The following is a 17,370-nucleotide window of genomic DNA, read 5'->3' on the forward strand; positions in this document are numbered from 1 at the left end:
GCGCCTGAGCGGCGGGGCGTCCGGCAGACACACGGAAATGCCGACGTCCCCCCCTCTGCCACCGCCCCGACCCCGTCCGGGACGGTTCTTCTGCGCCCGGACCTGTTCCGAACCCCGGCGACGCTCCGCCGGCCTACCAGGAAACGGTCCTGACACCCTGTCGGACGGGATATCGGCGCCCCGTGACAGGAACCGACGTGACGCGTTGGCACTCATGCTCCATGGGGATCCGGGACAGCGCGCAGTGTTCGCTCCTCCCAGGCCCCCACGGCACACCCCCACACGTGTGCCGCTTTTCCGATGAGTCGAGAACGAGGAAGTCACGTGCCCCTGTCAACGCACCGACGTCTGGCCATGAGCGCCACCCTGATCGCCGCCCTCGCCGGCGGTCTCGCCCCCGCCACCGCGGCCTCCGCGGCACCGGCAGCCCCCACGGCCCCTGCCGGCCCCGCGACCCCCGCCGCCCCCGCCGCCCCCGCCCCCGACATGGACGGCGTGACCGCGGCCCTGAACTCCGCCATGGCCAACGGCGCTCCGGGCGCGATGGCCCGCTTCACCGGTCCCGACGGCGTCCAAACGCTCACTGCCGGCGTCCGCGACCGCGTCTCCGGCGAGGCCATGGACACCCGGGCACGCTTCCGCATCGGCAGCGTCAGCAAGACCTTCTCCAGCGTTGTGCTGCTCCAACTGGTCGACGAGGGACGGCTGGAGCTCGACACACCGGTCAACCACCACCTTCCCGGACTGCTGCCCGACGACCGCATCACGGTCCGTCACCTGCTCACCCACCGCAGCGGCCTGGCCGACTACACCGAGGCCATGTTCGCCAAGACCGTGCCCGGCTTCGAAGCCGTGCGCAACCGCGTCTTCACCTACCAGGAGCTGGTCGACCTCTCGCTGGCCGAACCCCGCACCGCCGAGCCCGGCGTGGCCTACAAGTACTCCAACGCCAACTTCGTCGTCGTCGGCATGCTCATCGAGAACGCCACGGGGACCTCGGTCGCCAAGCAGTACGAGCGGCGCATCATCAACCCGCTGAAGCTGCGTCACACCTCTTACGTCCACCCGGAGACCCGGATCGAGGGAGCGCACGTGCGCGGCTACCTCCACCCCGACGAGGCGGGGGCGCCGCTCGTCGACTCCACGGAGCAGACCGCTTCCTGGGCCCAGTCGGCCGGCGCGGTCATCTCCGACCCGGCCGACCTGAACACCTTCACGACCGCGCTGATGCGGGGCAGGTTGCTCTCACCCCGGATGCTGGACGCCATGACCACGGTCACCCCGACGGACGCCACCCAGACCCGCTTCTACGGACTCGGGCTGCGCCGCTACGACCTGTCCTGCGGCACCCAGGTGTACGGGCACACCGGCACCGTGCAGGGCTTCTACACGTATGCCTTCGCCACCCGTGACGGCCGGCGCGCGCTCTCCGCCATGGCGAACACCTCGAACCGGGGCGCGGCGAACACGGCGCTCGGCGGGACGCTGGAGGCGGCCTTCTGCGGGAAGGAGACCGCGCCCGCGGCGTCGTCGACCAAGGCGCCGCGCACGCTCTCCACCCTGCCGGCGGAGGCCGACCTGCCCGAGCGCCGCTGAGGCCGGCCTCGGCCTGAAGCCGCGGCGGACGGAAGGCGGGGCCGACGGCGCGCATCGTGCACCGCAGCGGAAGACGTGCACCCTGGCCTGTTCCTCGGAAGTCGTCACCGGTGGCACCGCCCCTGAACGCGTGGATGATTGCCCGGCATCATTCCTTACCGCCGAGTAACAGGCGAGAGGTCGACACCCCCGAGTCGCCGCACCGCGCTGCCCGGCGCGCCACGGTCGGTGAAGCACCTGACACCGAACCACAGCAGCACCGCCGTGGCGAGCAGCACGAAGGCGGCGCAGTTGAGGATCGTCGGGTTGACCCAGGCCGGAACCAGGTCGTATGCACCGTTGCACTTGTTGTGCAACGGGAACAGCCGCCGGGACTCCTCGACATGGGCCGCCCGGTAGGCACTGTCGTACCTCTGCTGATGGGCGTACGCGCATGTCTCGCCCACGTCGAACCCGCCGCTGAGCGCTCCCCGGACCCAGGCCACGCAGCCGACGAACAGCGCGAGGGACCACAGGCGCGCCCACCACAGCGGGCGCTGCCACGATCCGTCGCGCAGGCCGACGGGAATGCGGTAGAGGTTCCAGAGGCTCCACAGCAGCCACGCGACAAGGAGCCCGGTGACGGCGAGCACGCCGATTGCTTCCACGCGCCGGTCCTTGAGGTTCGTCCGGGCCTGCCTGTCGCACCAGCGCCCCGGCGGAGGCTGGAGGCGGCCCGGACGAGGCCGGCGGGGTCAGAAGTTGATGCTGCCGATCATGCCCGCGATGTTGGTCGTCAGCTCACTGATCGTAGGCGCGATCGTCGACGACGCCATGTAGAAGCCGAGGAGCATGCAGATGACCGCATGCCCCGTCTTGAGGCCCGACTTCTTGATCAGCAGGAAGACGATGATCGCCAGCAGCACTACCGCCGAAATCGAGAGTGCCACGGCGGCTCACCTCCAAGGATCCCAGGACGACAGGGGGGTAGGAATATGGGGGCAGATAAATCCACACAGCAGCCAGCAGGTTCATACCCACTATGCGCTAACGATCATAACTATCCGTACGTGCGCATCGGTCGGCGCACGGCCGCACAAGGGGGCGCATGGCCAATATGGTCATGGCATGACGACCGACGCTGACTCCTTCCCCCGACGGCACGCCCGCACCCAGCGCTTCACGCTCGGCGCGCCGCGTTCGTTCACCGTGGCACCCGACGGTTCCCGGGTCGTGTTCCTGCGTTCCGGTTCCGGTACGGACCGGGCGAATTCGCTGTGGGTACTCGACCCCCAGGACGGCGGGGAGCGCGTGGCGGCCGACCCGCGCGCCCTGCTGGGCGGCGCCGCGGAGAGCCTGTCGGCCCAGGAGCGGGCGCGGCGCGAGCGCAGTCGCGAGGGAGGCGCCGGCATCGTCGGCTACGCGACCGACGCGGAGGTCGAGTTGGCCTCTTTCGCCTTGTCAGGGCGGCTTTTCACGGCCGGGCTGCGGGCCGGGGCGGCACGTGAACTGCCCACTCCCGGACCGGTGATCGACCCCCGGCCGTCGCCCGACGGGCATCACATCGCCTACGTCGCGCAGGGTGCGCTGCGGGTCGTCAAAGCGGAGGGGGCGGACGACCGGGCGCTGGCGACCCCCGAGACGGAGAACGTCACCTACGGTCTGGCGGAGTTCATCGCGGCCGAGGAGATGGGTCGTTCGCGGGGCTTCTGGTGGGCGCCCGAGTCGGACCGGCTGCTGGTGGCGCGCGCGGACGACACGCCGGTGAGGCGGTGGTGGATCTCCGATCCGGCGCATCCGGATCGGGAGCCGCAGCGGGTGGCGTACCCGGCGGCGGGGACCGCGAACGCGGAGGTGCGGCTGTTCGTGATCGGGCTGGACGGGGCGCGTACGGAGGTCGTGTGGGACCGGGCGCGGTACCCGTACATGGCGCATGCGCACTGGTCAGCGGCGGGTGCGCCACTGCTGCTCGTACAGGCGCGCGACCAGCGCAGTCAGCTGTTCCTGGCGGTGGACCCGGACACCGGGGCCACCCGGATGGTGCACGCCGACGAAGATCCAGTTTGGCTTGATCTTTTCGCAGGGGTGCCGTGCTGGAGCCCTTCCGGGCAGTTGGTCCGCATCGCGGACGAGGGGGGCGCACGACGGCTCGTCGTAGGCGAACGACCGCTGACCGGACCGCAGTTGCACATCCGCGCGGTACTGGACGTCTCGGACGACGACGTGCTGGTATCGGCGTCGGCGGGAGCGGAGCCGAGGCCGGGGTCGGCGGACGGCGGCCCGGAGGTCGGCGAGGTGCACGTCTACCGGGTGAACGAACTGGGCGTGGAGCGCGTCTCCCAGGAGCCCGGCGTGCACTTTGCGGTACGCGCCGGGGGTGTGACCGTACTCGTGTCCGCGACACCGGACCGGCCGGGGGCGCGGGCGCGGATTCTGCGTGACGGGAAACCGACGCTGACGGTCCGCTCGTACGCCGAAGACCCCGGTATGTCCCCTCGGGTGACCCTCACCCAGGGGGGCGCACGCCGAATCCCGTGCGCCGTGCTTATGCCGACGGATTACCACGGTGACACCCCCCTCCCCGTCCTCATGGACCCCTACGGCGGCCCGCACGGCCAGCGCGTGGTGGCCGCGCACAACCCGCACCTGACCTCGCAGTGGTTCGCCGACCAGGGCTTCGCGGTGATCGTCGCCGACGGCCGCGGCACCCCCGGCCGCTCCCCCGCCTGGGAGAAGGCCGTCAAGGACGACATCGCCGCGATCACCGTCCAGGACCAGGTGGACGCCCTCCAGGCCCTCGCCTCCGACTTCCCGCTCGACCTGAGCCGCGTCGCCATCCGGGGCTGGTCCTTCGGCGGCTACCTGGCCGCCCTCGCGGTGCTGCGCCGGCCGGACGTCTTCCACGCGGCGGTGGTGGGCGCCCCGGTCACCGACCTGCGCCTGTACGACACCCACTATCAGGAGCGCTACATCGGCCACCCGGACGAGCAGCCGGAGGTCTACCGCCGCAACTCGGTGATCGACGACGCGGGCCTGGTCGACGCCGCCGCGCCGCACCGCCCCATGATGGTCATTCACGGGCTGGCGGACGACAACGTGGTGGTCGCCCACTCGCTGCGCCTGTCCTCGGCCCTCCTCGCGGCCGGCCGCCCCCATGAGGTGCTGCCCCTCTCCGGCGTCACACACATGACCCCGCAGGAGGAAGTCGCCGAGAACCTGCTCCGCCTCCAGCTCGACTTCCTCAGGCGCTCGCTCGCACCCGCCGCTCCGGAGGCCTGAACTCCGTTGACACGGAGGCAACTTCGGGGAAGCGGTGCCGATATACGGACACGCGAGGCTGTTCGGCGTACGGCCGTGCGGGTGCCGTGAACGGGCCGGGGCGCGCCATGTCGCCCCGGCCCGTTGCCGTACCCGGCCCGCGTCCAAAACCGCCCCACGTCCCGTCGTCCTTCGCCCAGCGGAGCGGACATGGGGAGGAACGGCGCTCCGCCCGCTGACGGCGGCGCCTTCTCACAGGCTGCGCCGCGGCCCTACGAGCTGCGCCGACCGCCGCAGGAGCCGCCCGAAGGCTCCCCTAGGGCACCACCTGCTTCTCCTCCGCGAAGTGGCAGGCCGAGTCGTGTGCCGCCGGGCCGCCGGTCTTGCGGAACACCTCGGGGACCGCCAGCAGCGGCACCTCCTCGGCGCAGCGTGTCTGCGCCTTCCAGCAGCGGGTGCGAAAGCGGCAGCCGGAGGGGATGTTGGTGGGGGACGGGACGTCGCCGGTGAGGATGATCCGCTCGCGGTGTTCCCGGGCCACCGGGTCCGGTACGGGGACGGCGGACAGGAGTGCCTGCGTGTACGGGTGGGTCGGGTGGTCGTAGATCTGGGTGTCGGTGCCGATCTCGACGATCCGGCCCAGGTACATCACGCCGACCCGGTCGGAGATGTGCCGGACGATCGACAGGTCGTGGGCGATGAAGACGAACGCCAGGTCGAACTCGGTCTGGAGCCGGTCCATCAGGTTGATCACCTGGGCCTGGACGGAGACGTCCAGCGCGGAGACCGGTTCGTCGGCGACGATCACCTCGGGGCGCAGCGCCAGCCCGCGCGCGATGCCGATGCGCTGGCGCTGGCCGCCGGAGAACTGGTGCGGATACCGGTTGATGTACTCCGGGTTGAGCCCGACCACGTCCAGCAGGTGCTGGACCCGCCCCCGCCGGTCGCCCTTCGGCGCCACCTCGGGGTGGATGTCGAAGGGCTCCCCGATGATGTCGCCCACCGTCATCCGGGGGTTGAGGGAGGTGTACGGGTCCTGGAACACCATCTGGATGTTGCGGCGGACGGCCTTGAGCGCCTTCCCCGACAGCTTGGTGATGTCCTCGCCCTTGTAGCGGATCACGCCGGCCGTCGGCTTCTCCAGATGGACCAGCATCTTCGCGACCGTCGACTTGCCGCATCCCGACTCTCCCACGATGCCCAGGGTCTCGCCCCGGCCGAGGGTGAAGTCGACCCCGTCGACGGCCTTCACGGCGCCGATCTGCTTGCGGATCAGGATGCCCCGGGTCAGCGGGTAGTGCTTGACCAGGCCGGAGACCTCCAGGATCGGCTCACCGGCAGGCCCCCCGGCAGGCCCGGCGCCCGCCACGCCCGCCACGCCCGCCACGTCGGCCGCCCCGCCCTTCTCGAAGCCCGGCTTTCCCTGCGCCCCGCCCGTCGGCTCAGCCATGCAGGCACTCCCTCCAGAAGTGGCAGGCGCTGCCGCGCTCGGCGTCCGACCCGGTGACCTCGTACAGCGGCGGCTCGTCGGTGCGGCAGATGTCCTGGGCCATCGGGCAGCGGGGGTGGAAGGCGCAGCCGGGCGGGATGCTCATGAGGTTGGGCGGCAGTCCCTTGATGGCGTAGAGCTCCCCGCCCTTCTGGTCGAGGCGGGGGATGGAGTCCAGCAGACCGCGGGTGTACGGGTGGGCGGGGGCCTTGTAGATGTCGTACACGGGGGCCGACTCGACGATCCGCCCCGCGTACATGACGGCGATGCGGTCGGCGACGTCGGCGACCACACCGAGGTCGTGGGTGATGAGGATGAGCCCCATGCGGTACTCGCGCTGGAGTTCCGCGAGGAGTTCCATGACCTGGGCCTGGACGGTGACGTCGAGGGCGGTGGTCGGTTCGTCGGCGAGGATCAGGGCCGGTTCCAGGGCCAGCGCCATGGCGATCATGATGCGCTGGCGCATGCCGCCGGAGAACTGGTGCGGGTACTGCCCGACCCGCTCCCGGGAGGCGGGGATGCGCACCCGGTCCATCAGCTCGACGGCCTTCGCCCGCGCGTCCTTCTTCGACATGCCCTGGTGCACGACGAACATCTCGCCGAGCTGGTCCCCCACGGAGATCACCGGGTTGAGGGAGGACAAAGCGTCCTGGAAGATCATCGCCATCTCGGCGCCCCGGACCTTGCGGCGCTGCTCCTCCTTCAGGCCGAGGAGGTCGCGGCCCTGGAAGACGACCTCGCCGCCGGTGATCCGGCCGGGCGGCATGTCGAGGATGCCCATGATCGCCTGCGCGGTCACCGACTTGCCGGAGCCGGACTCGCCCAGCACCGCGAGTGTCTCCCCCTCGTCGACGCCGTAGCTGACGCCGTTGACGGCCTTGGCGACGCCGTCCCTGGTGTGGAACTCCACGTGCAGGTCACGCACTTCGAGCAGCATGGCGGCGGCTCACCTCAGCTTCGGGTCGAGGGCGTCGCGCACCGCGTCGCCGAGCATGATGAACGCCAGGACGGTGATCGCGAGGGCGCCGGAGGGCCACAGGAGCGCGTGCGGGGCGTTGCGGATGTAGGGCGAGGCCGAGGAGATGTCGATGCCCCAGGAGACGCTGGGCGGTTTCAGCCCGACGCCGAGGTAGGACAGGGTCGCCTCCAGCGAGATGTACGTACCGAGCGCGATCGTCGCCACGACGATGACCGGGGCGATGGCGTTGGGCGCGATGTGGCGCAGCACCAGGCGGGAGTTGGAGGCGCCGAGCGCCCGCGCGGCCTGGACGTAGTCGTTCTGCTTGGCGGTGATGACCGAACCGCGGGCGATCCGGGAGAGCTGCGGCCAGCCGAGCAGCACCATGAACCCGATGACGGGCCACACCGAGTTGCTGGTCACCACGGACAGCAGCACCAGACCGCCGAGGACGACCGGGATGGCGAAGAAGACGTCGGTGATCCGGGACAGGACCGAGTCCCCCACCCCGCCGAAGAAGCCGGCCGTCGCGCCCAGGACGCTGCCGAGGACCGCGACCCCGAGCGTGGCGCAGACGCCGACCGTGACGGACGTACGGGCGCCGTAGACGGTACGGGTGTAGACGTCGCAGCCCTGTCCGTTGAAGCCGAAGGGGTGGCCGGGCTGGGAGCCCTCCTGGGCCTTGGCCAGGTCACACTTGAGCGGGCTGCCGGAGGTGATCAGCGAGGGCCACAGGGAGATGACAATCAGGAAGAGGATCACCAGGGAGGAGACGATGAAGACGGGGTTGCGGCGCAGGTCGCGCCAGGCGTCCGACCACAGGGAGCGCGGCTTGCCCTGCGGGCCGGTGCCGTCCGGGCCGCCGGGCGTCCTCTCCAGGGTCTCGGCCTCGTCGACGCCCAGGTCCATGGAGCCGCCCATGCCGGTCCCCGCGATGGCTCGAGCGGGGTCGAAGTGCTGTTCAGGCATAGCGGATCCTCGGGTCGAGTACGGCGTACAGAAGGTCGACGACGAGGTTCGCGACCAGGAAGACCAGCACGAGGACGGTCACGAAGCCGACGACGGTCTGGGTGTTCTGCCGCAGGATGCCCTGGTAGATCTGGTAGCCGACGCCGTGGATGTTGAAGATCCGCTCGGTGACGATCGCGCCGCCCATGAGGAAGCCGATGTCGGCGCCGATGAAGGTGACCACCGGGATGAGGGAGTTGCGCAGCAGGTGCCGGGTGATCACCCGGCGCCGGGGCAGCCCCTTGGCGATGGCGGTGCGGACGTAGTCGGAGCGACGGTTCTCGGCGATGGAGGTGCGGGTCAGCCGGGTGACGTAGGCGAGGGAGACGGAGGCCAGCACCAGGCCGGGCACGATCAGCTCGCCGAACGGGGCCTCGGAGGAGACCGACGGACTGATCCACCCCCACTCCACCCCCAGCAGCAGCTGGAGCAGCAGACCGGTGACGAAGGTGGGGACGGAGATGACGACGAGGGTGAGCAGCAGGACGCCGGTGTCGACGGGGCGTCCCCGGCGCAGTCCGGTGATCACGCCGAGGGCGATGCCGATGACGATCTCGAAGAGGATCGCGATGAGCGTGAGCCGGATGGTGACGGGGAACGCGGTCAGCATCAGCTCGGTGACCTTCTGACCGTTGAACGCCGTACCGAAGTCACCGGTGAAGACGTTCCCCATGTAGGTCAGGTACTGCTGCCAGACGGGCTTGTCGAGGCCGAACTCCTTCTTCAGCTGGGCGGCCGTCGCCGGGTCGCACTGCCGCTCGCCGCAGAGGCCGGCGATGGGGTCGCCCATCACGTTCACCATGAGGAAGATCAGCAGCGTGGCCCCGACGAACACCGGGATCATCTGGAGCAGACGCCGGACGACGTAGCGTCCCATGGCGGATCAGCTCACCTTGATCTGGTCGTACACGGGGACGCTGAAGGGGTTGAGCTTCACGTGGGACAGCCGCTCGGACCAGCCCGCGCTGCCGTTCTGGTACCACAGCGGGATGGCGGCCATGTTGTCGCGGACGACCCCTTCGGCCTGCTGGAACAGTCCGACGGCCTTGGCGGTGTCGGTCTCCTGGTTGGCCCGGTCGACGAACTCGTCGAAGTTCTTGTTGGACCACTTGCCGTCGTTGGAGGAGGCGTTGGTGTAGTAGAGCGGCTGGAGGAAGTTCTGGATGAGCGGGTAGTCCATCTGCCAGCCGGCGCGGAACGGGCCGCTCATCTTCTGCTGGGTGATCCGGTTGCGGAAGTCGGCGAAGGTGCCGACCGGGTTGCCGGCGCAGGCGCGCTCGTTGCCCAGCGCGTTGTTGATGGAGTTGCAGACCGCGTCGACCCAGTCCTTGTGGGAGCCGGTGTCCGCGTTGTAGGTGAGGGTGACCTTGCCGCCGGGCAGGCCGCCACCCTGCTGGATGAGCTTCTTCGCCTCGTCCGGCTTGTACGTGCAGGCATCACCGCACAGCCCGTCCTGGAAACCGCCGTCCTTGCCGAGGACCGGGGAGGTCCAGTCGGTGGCGGGGGTGCGGGTCTTCACGAAGAGGGTCTCGGTGATCTGGTCGCGGTTGATCGCCATCGACAGGCCCTTGCGGACCTTCTCCGAGCCGGACTTGTTCCAGGCCTTGTCGTAGAAGGGGAAGGCGAGGGTCTGGATGATGCCGGCGGGGGTGTTGAGGTAGCGGTCGCCCAGGTCGCTCCTGACGTTCTTCAGCTGGGCGGCGGGGACGTCGTCGACCAGGTCGAGGTTGCCGGCGATGAGGTCGGTGTAGGCGGTGTTGTTGTCGGTGTAGACCTTGAGGTCGACACCGCCGTTCTGCGCCTTGTCGTCGCCGGGGTAGTGCGCCCACTTCCGCAGGGACATCTGCGAGCCCCTGGTGTACGTGTCGACGGCGTACGGGCCGTTGCCGACCGGCTTGGCGACCCAGGCGGCGTGGTCGTCGAAGAAGGCCCGGGGCAGCGGGGCGAAGGCGGCGTAGCCGAGGGTGTCGGGGAAGGTCGAGAACTTCTGGGTGAGCTTGATGGTGAAGGTCAGTTCGTCGACGGCCTTGAGCCCGGAGAGGGTGTCGGCGGTCTGTTTGCCGCCGTTCTCGGGGTGGGTCTTGTCGTAGCCCTCGATGTAGCCGAAGAAGTAGGCGTTGCGCTGGTTGTTCTTCAGGCTCGCGCCGTAGTTCCAGGCGTCGACGAAGGACTTGGCGGTGACCTTCTCGCCGTTGCTGAAGGTCCAGCCGTTCTTGACCCTGACGGTGAAGTTCTGCGAGTCCTTGGTCTGGATGCTCTCGGCGAGCATGTCCCGGGCCTTGCCGGTCTTCGGGTCGTAGCGCTTGAGGCCCCGGAAGATCATGTCGAGGACCTTGCCGCCCTGAACCTCGTTGGTGTTGGACGGCTCCAGCGGGTTCTGCGGGTCGCCCCAGGAGGCACTCAGCACCGCGCCGGCGTCACCGCTGCCGCCCCCGCCGCCGCAGGCCGTCGCCGCGAGGACGACCGCCACCGCGCATACGGCCCATGTGGCGTGCGTGGCTCCGCGCATGGGGTGCCTCCTCGTACGTACGCAGGGGTGCGCTGACGCTTTACGCCAATATCGGCGCAAAGGGCGTGCAACGCACATGCGCGACGTCCGTACGGGGACAACTCCCACCGTATGCACGTGTGCATGACGAGGTCTGCCACGTGTGCGGCCACAGGACCGCCAACGGCTGCTGCCCGCCCCGGAAGGGGCGGGCAGCAGCCGTTGGCGGTCCTTCGAGTCTCGTGCTCCGAGTCACTCCTTCTCGGCGGACTCGTCCTCCAGGGCCTTCAGCGCCGGGTCGAGGACGATGTCCTCGCCGCGGGCCTCCGTGGTCGGGTCCTCCGGGAAGTGGCAGGCGGTCAGGTGCCCTTCCTTGTTGCCGGAGATCCGGACGAGCGGCGGCTCCTCGGTGGCGCACTTGTCCTGCGCCTTCCAGCAGCGCGTGCGGAAGCGGCAGCCGGACGGCGGCATGATCGGCGAGGGCACGTCCCCGGCGAGCCGGATGCGCTCCCGGTTCTCGCTCTCGTCGTCCATGGCCACCTCGGGCACGGCCGACAGCAGGGCGTGGGTGTAGGGGTGCCGGGGCCGGTTGTAGATGGAGTCCCGGTCGCCGACCTCGACCACCTTGCCGAGGTACATCACGGCCAGACGCTGCGAGAAGTGCCGGACCACCGCCAGGTCGTGGGCGATGAACAGGAAGGCGATGCCCAGCTCTTCCTGGACCTTCTGCAGCAGGTTGACGACCTGGGCCTGGATCGACACGTCCAGCGCGGAGACCGGCTCGTCCGCCACGATGAGCTTCGGGTTGAGCGCGAGGGCGCGGGCGACGCCGATGCGCTGGCGCTGGCCGCCGGAGAACTCGTGCGGGAAGCGGTTGTAGTGCTCGGGGTTGAGGCCGACGAGCTCGAGCAGCTCACGGACCCTCTTCTCCCGGCCGCCCGCCGGGTCGATCCCGTTGACCTCCATCGGCGACCTGATGATGGTGCCGACGGTCTGGCGCGGGTTCAGCGAGGAGTAAGGGTCCTGGAAGATCATCTGGATCTCGGACCGCACGGGCGCCAGTTGCCGGCGCGAGGCGTGCGTGATGTCCCGGCCCGCGTATTCGATCTTCCCGCTGGTCGGCTCAAGCAGCCGGGTGATGAGCCGGCCCGTGGTCGACTTGCCGCAGCCCGACTCGCCCACCAGACCGACGCTCTCTCCGACGCCGACGGTCAGGTCGACCTTGTCGACGGCCTGCACGGCGCCGACCTTCCGTTTGATCGGAAAGCCGCCGTAGATCGGGAAGTGTTTGGTGAGGCCCTCGACCTTCAGCAGCGTCTCGGTCGACGCGCCGGCGGAGCCCTGCTGTGCGGGGAGGGTGAGGTTGTCGCTCATGTCTCGGATCTCCCTAGCGCAGCCGGGGCTGGATCTTGTCGATGAAGATGGTCTGCTTCTGCTCCGCCGTCAGATGGCACGCGGCGGCGCGGCCTTCGGCGAGCGGCGGGCGCTCGGTGCTGCACAGGTCGCCCCGCACCTCGCCCGTGAAGGCGCAGCGCGGGTGGAAGGGGCAGCCGGAGGGCGGGTTCAGCAGGCTGGGCGGCGATCCGGGGATCGGGTTGAGCGCCTGCGAGGTGTCGCCGCCGAGGCGGGGCATCGAGCTGAGCAGACCCCAGGTATAGGGGTGCTTGGGCTCACGCAGTACCTCGCGGACGCCGCCGCGCTCCACGGCCCTGCCCGAGTACATCACCAGCAGGTCGTCGGCCATGTCGGAGATGACGCCGAGGTCGTGGGTGATGAAGATGATGGCCGAGCCGAACTCCTGCTGGAGTTCCTTGAGCAGGTCGAGGATCTGCGCCTGGACGGTCACGTCCAGGGCCGTGGTCGGCTCGTCGGCGATCAGCAGGTCGGGGTCGCAGACCAGCGCCATGGCGATCATGACGCGCTGGCGCATACCGCCGGAGAACTGGTGCGGGTAGTCGTCCACCCGGGTCTGGGGCTGTGGAATGCCGACCTTGGCCAGCATGTCGATCGTCCGAGCCCGCGCCTCCTTCTTGGAGGCGCCGGTGTGCTTCATGTACGGCTCGGCGATCTGCCGGCCCACCGTGTAGTACGGCGAGAGCGCCGTCAGCGGGTCCTGGAAGATCATCGCGACCTTGTTGCCGCGGAGCTTCTCCATCTCCTTCTCGGCCGTGGTGACCAGGTCCCGTCCCTCGAGGAGGATCTGGCCCTCCACGGTGGTGGTCTTGGAGTTGTGCAGGCCGAGCACGGTCAGGTTGGTGACGGACTTGCCGGAGCCCGACTCGCCGACGATGCCGAGCGTCTTGCCGCGTTCGACGTCGAAGGACAGTCCGTCGACCGCCTTGACGGTGCCGTCCTCGGTGGAGAACCGCACCCGCAGGTCGCGGACCGAGAGGAAGGCATCCGGCCCGGTCGGGGCCGTCCCGCCTTCGGTCTTGGTCAGAGTGGTCACGGTGTCTCTCCTAGCTGAGGCGCACGCGCGGGTCGATGTAGGCGTACGCGAGGTCGACGATGATGTTCAGGATCAGGATGAAGAAGGCCCCGAACAGCATGACGCCCATCGTCACCGGCAGGTCCTTCGTCAGTGACGAATCGACCGCGAGACGTCCGATACCGGCCAGGTCGAAGGTGAACTCCGTGACCACGGCACCGGACAGCAGTGCGCTGAGGTCCATACCGAGAATCGTGACGATCGGGATCAGCGAGCCGCGCCAGGCGTAGCGGAAGAAGACGTACCGCTGCCTCATGCCCTTGGCGCGGGCGGTGCGGACGTGCTCCTCCTGCAGTTGCTCGATCATGGTCGAGCGCGACATACGGGTGTACTGAGCGGTGAAGATCGTGGCCATCACGGCCCACGGAATGATCATGCCGGCGGCCCAGGTGAACGGGTTCTCGGTGAAGGGACTGTACTTCGGGTTGTCCATCCAGCCGGTCTGGTAGACGAAGATGCCGAGGGCGATGGGGCCGAGGAAGTAGATCTGGAACGAGCTGAGCACGATCGAAGCACCGCTGACGGCCTTGTCGGCCGCCGTGCCGCGCTTCCACGCGGCGAGCAGACCCGCGCCGAGACCCACGATCAGGAAGATCACCAGACCACCGACGGTCAGCGACAGCGTCAGCGGGAAACGGTCCATGATCGAGTCCCAGACGAACTCGCCGCTGTCGAAGGACATCCCCAGGCACGGCGCGGAGCAGTGTCCCTGAGCGAAGTCCCGCCCGGCCACGATCCCTCTCATGAACTCCCAGAACTGGGCGGTGATGGGCTTGTCCAGGCCGAGGTTCTCGCGGATCACCGCGATGTTCTCCGGGGAGCAGTTCTTGCCGCAGGACAACTGGGCGAAGTCCTGGGGGATCGTATAGAAGAGGAAAAACGTGAAGGCGCCGATCAGGAACATGATGACGACGGCGCCGATCAGCCTGCGGATGAGGAACTGAAGCATGGCGGGTGGATGCTCTCTTCGAAACGCGGCGGCAGGGAGGGGGTACCGGCCGCGGGGGTGCGCTCCGCCTGGCGCACACCCCCGCGGTCAGCCGAGCTGACGGGTTACGGCTTCTTCAGGTACAGGTTGTTGATGTCGATGTAGCTCGACTCGTTGCTGTACACGGCGCCACCGATGTTCGAACCGTAGAGCTGGATCTGCTTCGAGTAGTAGACCGGAGCAGCCGGGTTGATCTCCTCCACGATGCGGTGGTGAGCCTTCTCCCAGGACTTGGCGGCCTCTTCCGGCTCCTGGGTCAGAGCCTTCTTGATGAGGTCGTTGACCTGCTTGTCGTTGATGTGCGAGTAGTTAGACGCACCGTCGGCGACGAGTTCACCGTCGTAGACCGGGGTGATGACCGTGGACGGCGACGACCAGTCCTGGCCCCAGCCGGTCATGTAGAGGTCGAACGGGTTCTTCAGCTTGCCGACCTGCTCGTAGAAGCTGGCCCGGTCGATCTCCTTCGCCTGGACGTCGAAGCCGATCTTGTTGAGCGCGTCCTTGATGATGACCATCTGGGCCTGGCCGCGCGGGGTGTTGGCGTAGGCGTAGCTGAGCTTCGTGCCCTCCTTGACACCCGCCTCCTTCAGCAGCTCCTTGGCCTTCTCCGGGTCGCCGTTGGGCTTCTTCAGCTTGCCGAACGGGTCGTACTCCGGGTCGTAGTTCGGCAGGGTCGGGGCGAGCAGACCGCCGGCGACCTCACCGCCGTAGCGACCACCGTCCGCCTGGATCATGGACTGGTTCGGGATCGCGTAGGTGATCGCGTCACGGACCTTCTTGTCCTTCATCCGGTCCAGGTTGAAGGTCAGCTGCCACACGTAGGGCTGGAAGCCCTGGATGGTGCGCTTCTTGGCGTCCGCGTTGCCGATGACCGTGGACATCTGGGCCGGGTCCACCGAGTCGGTGAACTGGATGGCGTTCTTGGCCTCGCCCTGGTCGGCGGTCAGACGCTTGGTCTGGCTGGCCTGGGCAATGGTGCTGCTGAAGTTGTAGCCGTCGACGTACTGGTGACGCACCGCGTCCGTCTTGGCGTCCCACTGGTCGTTCTTGACCAGCTTCATCGACTTGCCCGGCTTGTGCTCGGCGATCTTGTACGGGCCGAGGGACTTCGGGGCCTTGTCGTACTTCTCCTTCGTATCCGCCTTCTCGGGCACGATGGAGTAGCCGGCCATGGCCAGGGCCTGCGGGAGGTCCGGACGGGGCTGGTCGAAGTGGAAGACGACCGTCTTGTCGTCCGGGGTCTCCAGCACGGAGTCCGGCAGGTGCTTGCCCTTGTAGGGGCCGTCCGGCAGCGCCTTGCGGTAGTCGTTGCCCGAGAGCCAGGACTGGACGAAGGTCGGACCGTCGAAGATGACCTTGGAGTACAGACGCTCGATGGTGTGGCGGACGTCGGCCGAGGTGATGGCCTTGCCGTCCTCGTCCTTGACGCCGTCCTTGATCTCGAACGTCCAGGTCTTGCCGTCGTCGGAGGACGTGCCGGAGTCGGTGGCGATGTCACCGACGACCGTCAGGTTGCCGTCCTTGTCCTCCTGGAAGTTCGTCAGGCCGCGGTGGACCAGGTTGGAGAACTGACCGGCGTCACTGACGTAGATCTGCCCCGGGTCCATGTGGGTCAGATCCGACTGCATGTACACGTTGATGAAGCCACCGGACGTGGCACCGGCGACCTCTTCGGCCGGACCGTTGGACGCGGCGGCGTCACCGTAGGCGACCGGGTCCTGCTGCTCGGCAGCGTCCTTCTGGGACTTGGAGTCGTCCTTGCCCTTGTTGTTGCCGCCGCTTTCGCTGGAGCAAGCGGTCAGGGTCAGCGAGCCGGCCACGAGGGCGACGGCTATGGCACGCACGGTACGCGTTCTGATGGGCTTCATGAGGCCGATGCACCTACCTGTCGTTAGTTGTCCACGAGTGCTGCCTGACGGTCCGATAGCCGGAACGGGGGCGGCAGCTCCCCCACCCACCAGTGGACGGTTCAGCGTCCGGTCTTGGGGTCGAATGCGTCCCGGACGGAGTCTCCGAGAAGGTTGAAGGCGAGCACGAAGGCCACCAGCGCGATGCCGGGGAAGAACATGAACATCGGGTCCTGCTCGTACACCTCGGCACCGATGGCGAACATCCGGCCCCAGTCCGGGGTCGGCTCGACGAAGCCGACGCCGATGAACGAGAGGAAGGCGATGGTGAGGATCGTGCTCGGCAGGATGTAGGTGGCCTGCACCAGGATCGGCGTGACGACGTTCGGCAGGATCTCCTTGCGTACGATGCGCCAGGGAGAGGCACCGGAGACCTTGGCCGCCTCCACGAACTCCCGGTCGGCCAGCGACAGTACGGAGCTGCGCACCAGACGGGCCAGGCTCATCCAGCCGAGGAACCACATCACCAGAGTGATCGCCAGGGCCCGCAGGTAGGTGGGGGTCTCGTCCTGCGGGGATACGAACATCGCGGTCACCACGGGCATGAAGGCGATGAAGAACAGCTGCTGCGGGAAGGCCAGGAAGAAGTCCGTGACCCGTCCCACCCAGTAGTCCACCCGGCCGCCGAAGTAGCCGCTGACCATGCCGATGAGCACGCCGGTCACGACGCACAGGATCGTGATGACGACGGCCATGTACAGCGAGGTCCGCATGCCGTACAGCAGCATGGTGAACACGTCACGGCCCAGCTTGGGCTCGACGCCGAACCAGAAATCGCCCGACATGCCGCCGAAGGAACCGATGGGCATGGCGAAGTCGTCCAGAAGGAACGGGAAGTCCGGCTCCTGGGCGTAGAGCGTGTAGGGATCCTTGCCGTACACCTTCGCGATGAGCGGGGCACACGCGGACACCACGAAGAAGAAAATCACTACGCACGCGGAGATGACTCCGGTGCGGTCGCGCTTGAAGCGCGCCCACATCAACTGCCCGGGGCTGCGGCCCTCGAGCTTCTTCGGCTCCTGGGCGTCGCCCTGCGGCTCGCTCTCTTTGTCCAAGACGAAAGAGGCCTCAGCACCCTCGATCTCGGTTGGACTCGTCATGATTCGTCCGTTTCACAGGTGTTGGAGGTCGTCGGGGGTACACAAGCGGTCCGACGGCCTTCGCACGGCGTACGTCATTCGAAGCGCGCGACTGGAACAGCGACTGGAGGT

14 protein-coding genes are annotated in these 17,370 nt (G+C 68.3%); 2 read left to right on the forward strand and 12 right to left on the reverse strand.

The window, feature by feature from the left end:
* Positions 1 to 354: 354 nt before the first annotated feature.
* On the forward strand, positions 355 to 1,596 hold the full coding sequence (locus ACFPZI_RS24585; protein WP_381366807.1) for a serine hydrolase domain-containing protein: 1,242 nt from the start codon (positions 355 to 357) through the stop codon (positions 1,594 to 1,596).
* 155 nt (positions 1,597 to 1,751) lie between these two features.
* Here the strand turns inward: ACFPZI_RS24585 and ACFPZI_RS24590 are convergent, their stop codons facing one another.
* Positions 1,752 to 2,243, reverse strand: a complete 492-nt coding sequence (locus tag ACFPZI_RS24590) for a hypothetical protein (protein ID WP_381366810.1) — start codon at positions 2,241 to 2,243, stop codon at positions 1,752 to 1,754.
* An 87-nt stretch (positions 2,244 to 2,330) separates the two neighbouring features.
* Positions 2,331 to 2,525 carry a hypothetical protein gene (locus tag ACFPZI_RS24595; protein ID WP_055570526.1) on the reverse strand — a complete coding sequence of 65 codons (195 nt, stop codon included), beginning with the start codon at positions 2,523 to 2,525 and terminating at the stop codon, positions 2,331 to 2,333.
* 178 nt (positions 2,526 to 2,703) lie between these two features.
* Here ACFPZI_RS24595 and ACFPZI_RS24600 point away from each other — a divergent pair, with 178 nt between their 5' ends.
* Positions 2,704 to 4,854, forward strand: a complete 2,151-nt coding sequence (locus ACFPZI_RS24600; protein WP_381366813.1) for a S9 family peptidase — start codon at positions 2,704 to 2,706, stop codon at positions 4,852 to 4,854.
* Positions 4,855 to 5,149: 295 nt separating this feature from the next.
* Here the strand turns inward: ACFPZI_RS24600 and ACFPZI_RS24605 are convergent, their stop codons facing one another.
* The 10 genes from ACFPZI_RS24605 to ACFPZI_RS24650 form a co-directional block, all read right to left on the reverse strand.
* Positions 5,150 to 6,283 carry an ABC transporter ATP-binding protein gene (locus ACFPZI_RS24605; protein WP_381366815.1) on the reverse strand — a complete coding sequence of 378 codons (1,134 nt, stop codon included), beginning with the start codon at positions 6,281 to 6,283 and terminating at the stop codon, positions 5,150 to 5,152.
* On the reverse strand, positions 6,276 to 7,259 hold the full coding sequence (locus tag ACFPZI_RS24610) for an ABC transporter ATP-binding protein (protein ID WP_381366818.1): 984 nt from the start codon (positions 7,257 to 7,259) through the stop codon (positions 6,276 to 6,278). Before ACFPZI_RS24610 ends, ACFPZI_RS24605 begins: the two co-directional genes overlap by 8 nt.
* A gap of 9 nt (positions 7,260 to 7,268) precedes the next feature.
* Positions 7,269 to 8,249 carry an ABC transporter permease gene (locus ACFPZI_RS24615; RefSeq protein ID WP_381366821.1) on the reverse strand — a complete coding sequence of 327 codons (981 nt, stop codon included), beginning with the start codon at positions 8,247 to 8,249 and terminating at the stop codon, positions 7,269 to 7,271.
* Positions 8,242 to 9,165: an ABC transporter permease gene (locus ACFPZI_RS24620; RefSeq protein ID WP_381366824.1), complete on the reverse strand. Its 924-nt coding sequence runs from the start codon at positions 9,163 to 9,165 to the stop codon at positions 8,242 to 8,244. Before ACFPZI_RS24620 ends, ACFPZI_RS24615 begins: the two co-directional genes overlap by 8 nt.
* 6 nt (positions 9,166 to 9,171) lie before the next feature.
* Positions 9,172 to 10,797 carry a peptide ABC transporter substrate-binding protein gene (locus ACFPZI_RS24625; RefSeq protein WP_381366827.1) on the reverse strand — a complete coding sequence of 542 codons (1,626 nt, stop codon included), beginning with the start codon at positions 10,795 to 10,797 and terminating at the stop codon, positions 9,172 to 9,174.
* A 231-nt stretch (positions 10,798 to 11,028) separates the two neighbouring features.
* Positions 11,029 to 12,150 (reverse strand): ABC transporter ATP-binding protein, encoded by a 1,122-nt coding sequence (locus tag ACFPZI_RS24630; protein ID WP_381366830.1) that lies wholly within the window; start codon positions 12,148 to 12,150, stop codon positions 11,029 to 11,031.
* A 13-nt stretch (positions 12,151 to 12,163) separates the two neighbouring features.
* The gene (locus ACFPZI_RS24635; RefSeq protein ID WP_381366833.1) at positions 12,164 to 13,225 is read right to left on the reverse strand and encodes an ABC transporter ATP-binding protein; all 1,062 of its coding nucleotides are present in this window, start codon (positions 13,223 to 13,225) and stop codon (positions 12,164 to 12,166) included.
* A 10-nt stretch (positions 13,226 to 13,235) separates the two neighbouring features.
* A complete protein-coding gene (locus tag ACFPZI_RS24640) occupies positions 13,236 to 14,213 on the reverse strand; it encodes an ABC transporter permease (protein WP_381366836.1) in 978 nt (325 codons plus the stop codon).
* 104 nt (positions 14,214 to 14,317) lie between these two features.
* The gene (locus ACFPZI_RS24645; RefSeq protein WP_381366839.1) at positions 14,318 to 16,120 is read right to left on the reverse strand and encodes an ABC transporter substrate-binding protein; all 1,803 of its coding nucleotides are present in this window, start codon (positions 16,118 to 16,120) and stop codon (positions 14,318 to 14,320) included.
* Between the two features lie 101 nt (positions 16,121 to 16,221).
* Positions 16,222 to 17,259 carry an ABC transporter permease gene (locus tag ACFPZI_RS24650; RefSeq protein WP_381366841.1) on the reverse strand — a complete coding sequence of 346 codons (1,038 nt, stop codon included), beginning with the start codon at positions 17,257 to 17,259 and terminating at the stop codon, positions 16,222 to 16,224.
* Positions 17,260 to 17,370: the final 111 nt, after the last annotated feature.

The sequence above is a fragment of the Streptomyces chlorus genome (genome assembly GCF_042655885.1).
Lineage (GTDB): Bacteria > Actinomycetota > Actinomycetes > Streptomycetales > Streptomycetaceae > Streptomyces > Streptomyces chlorus.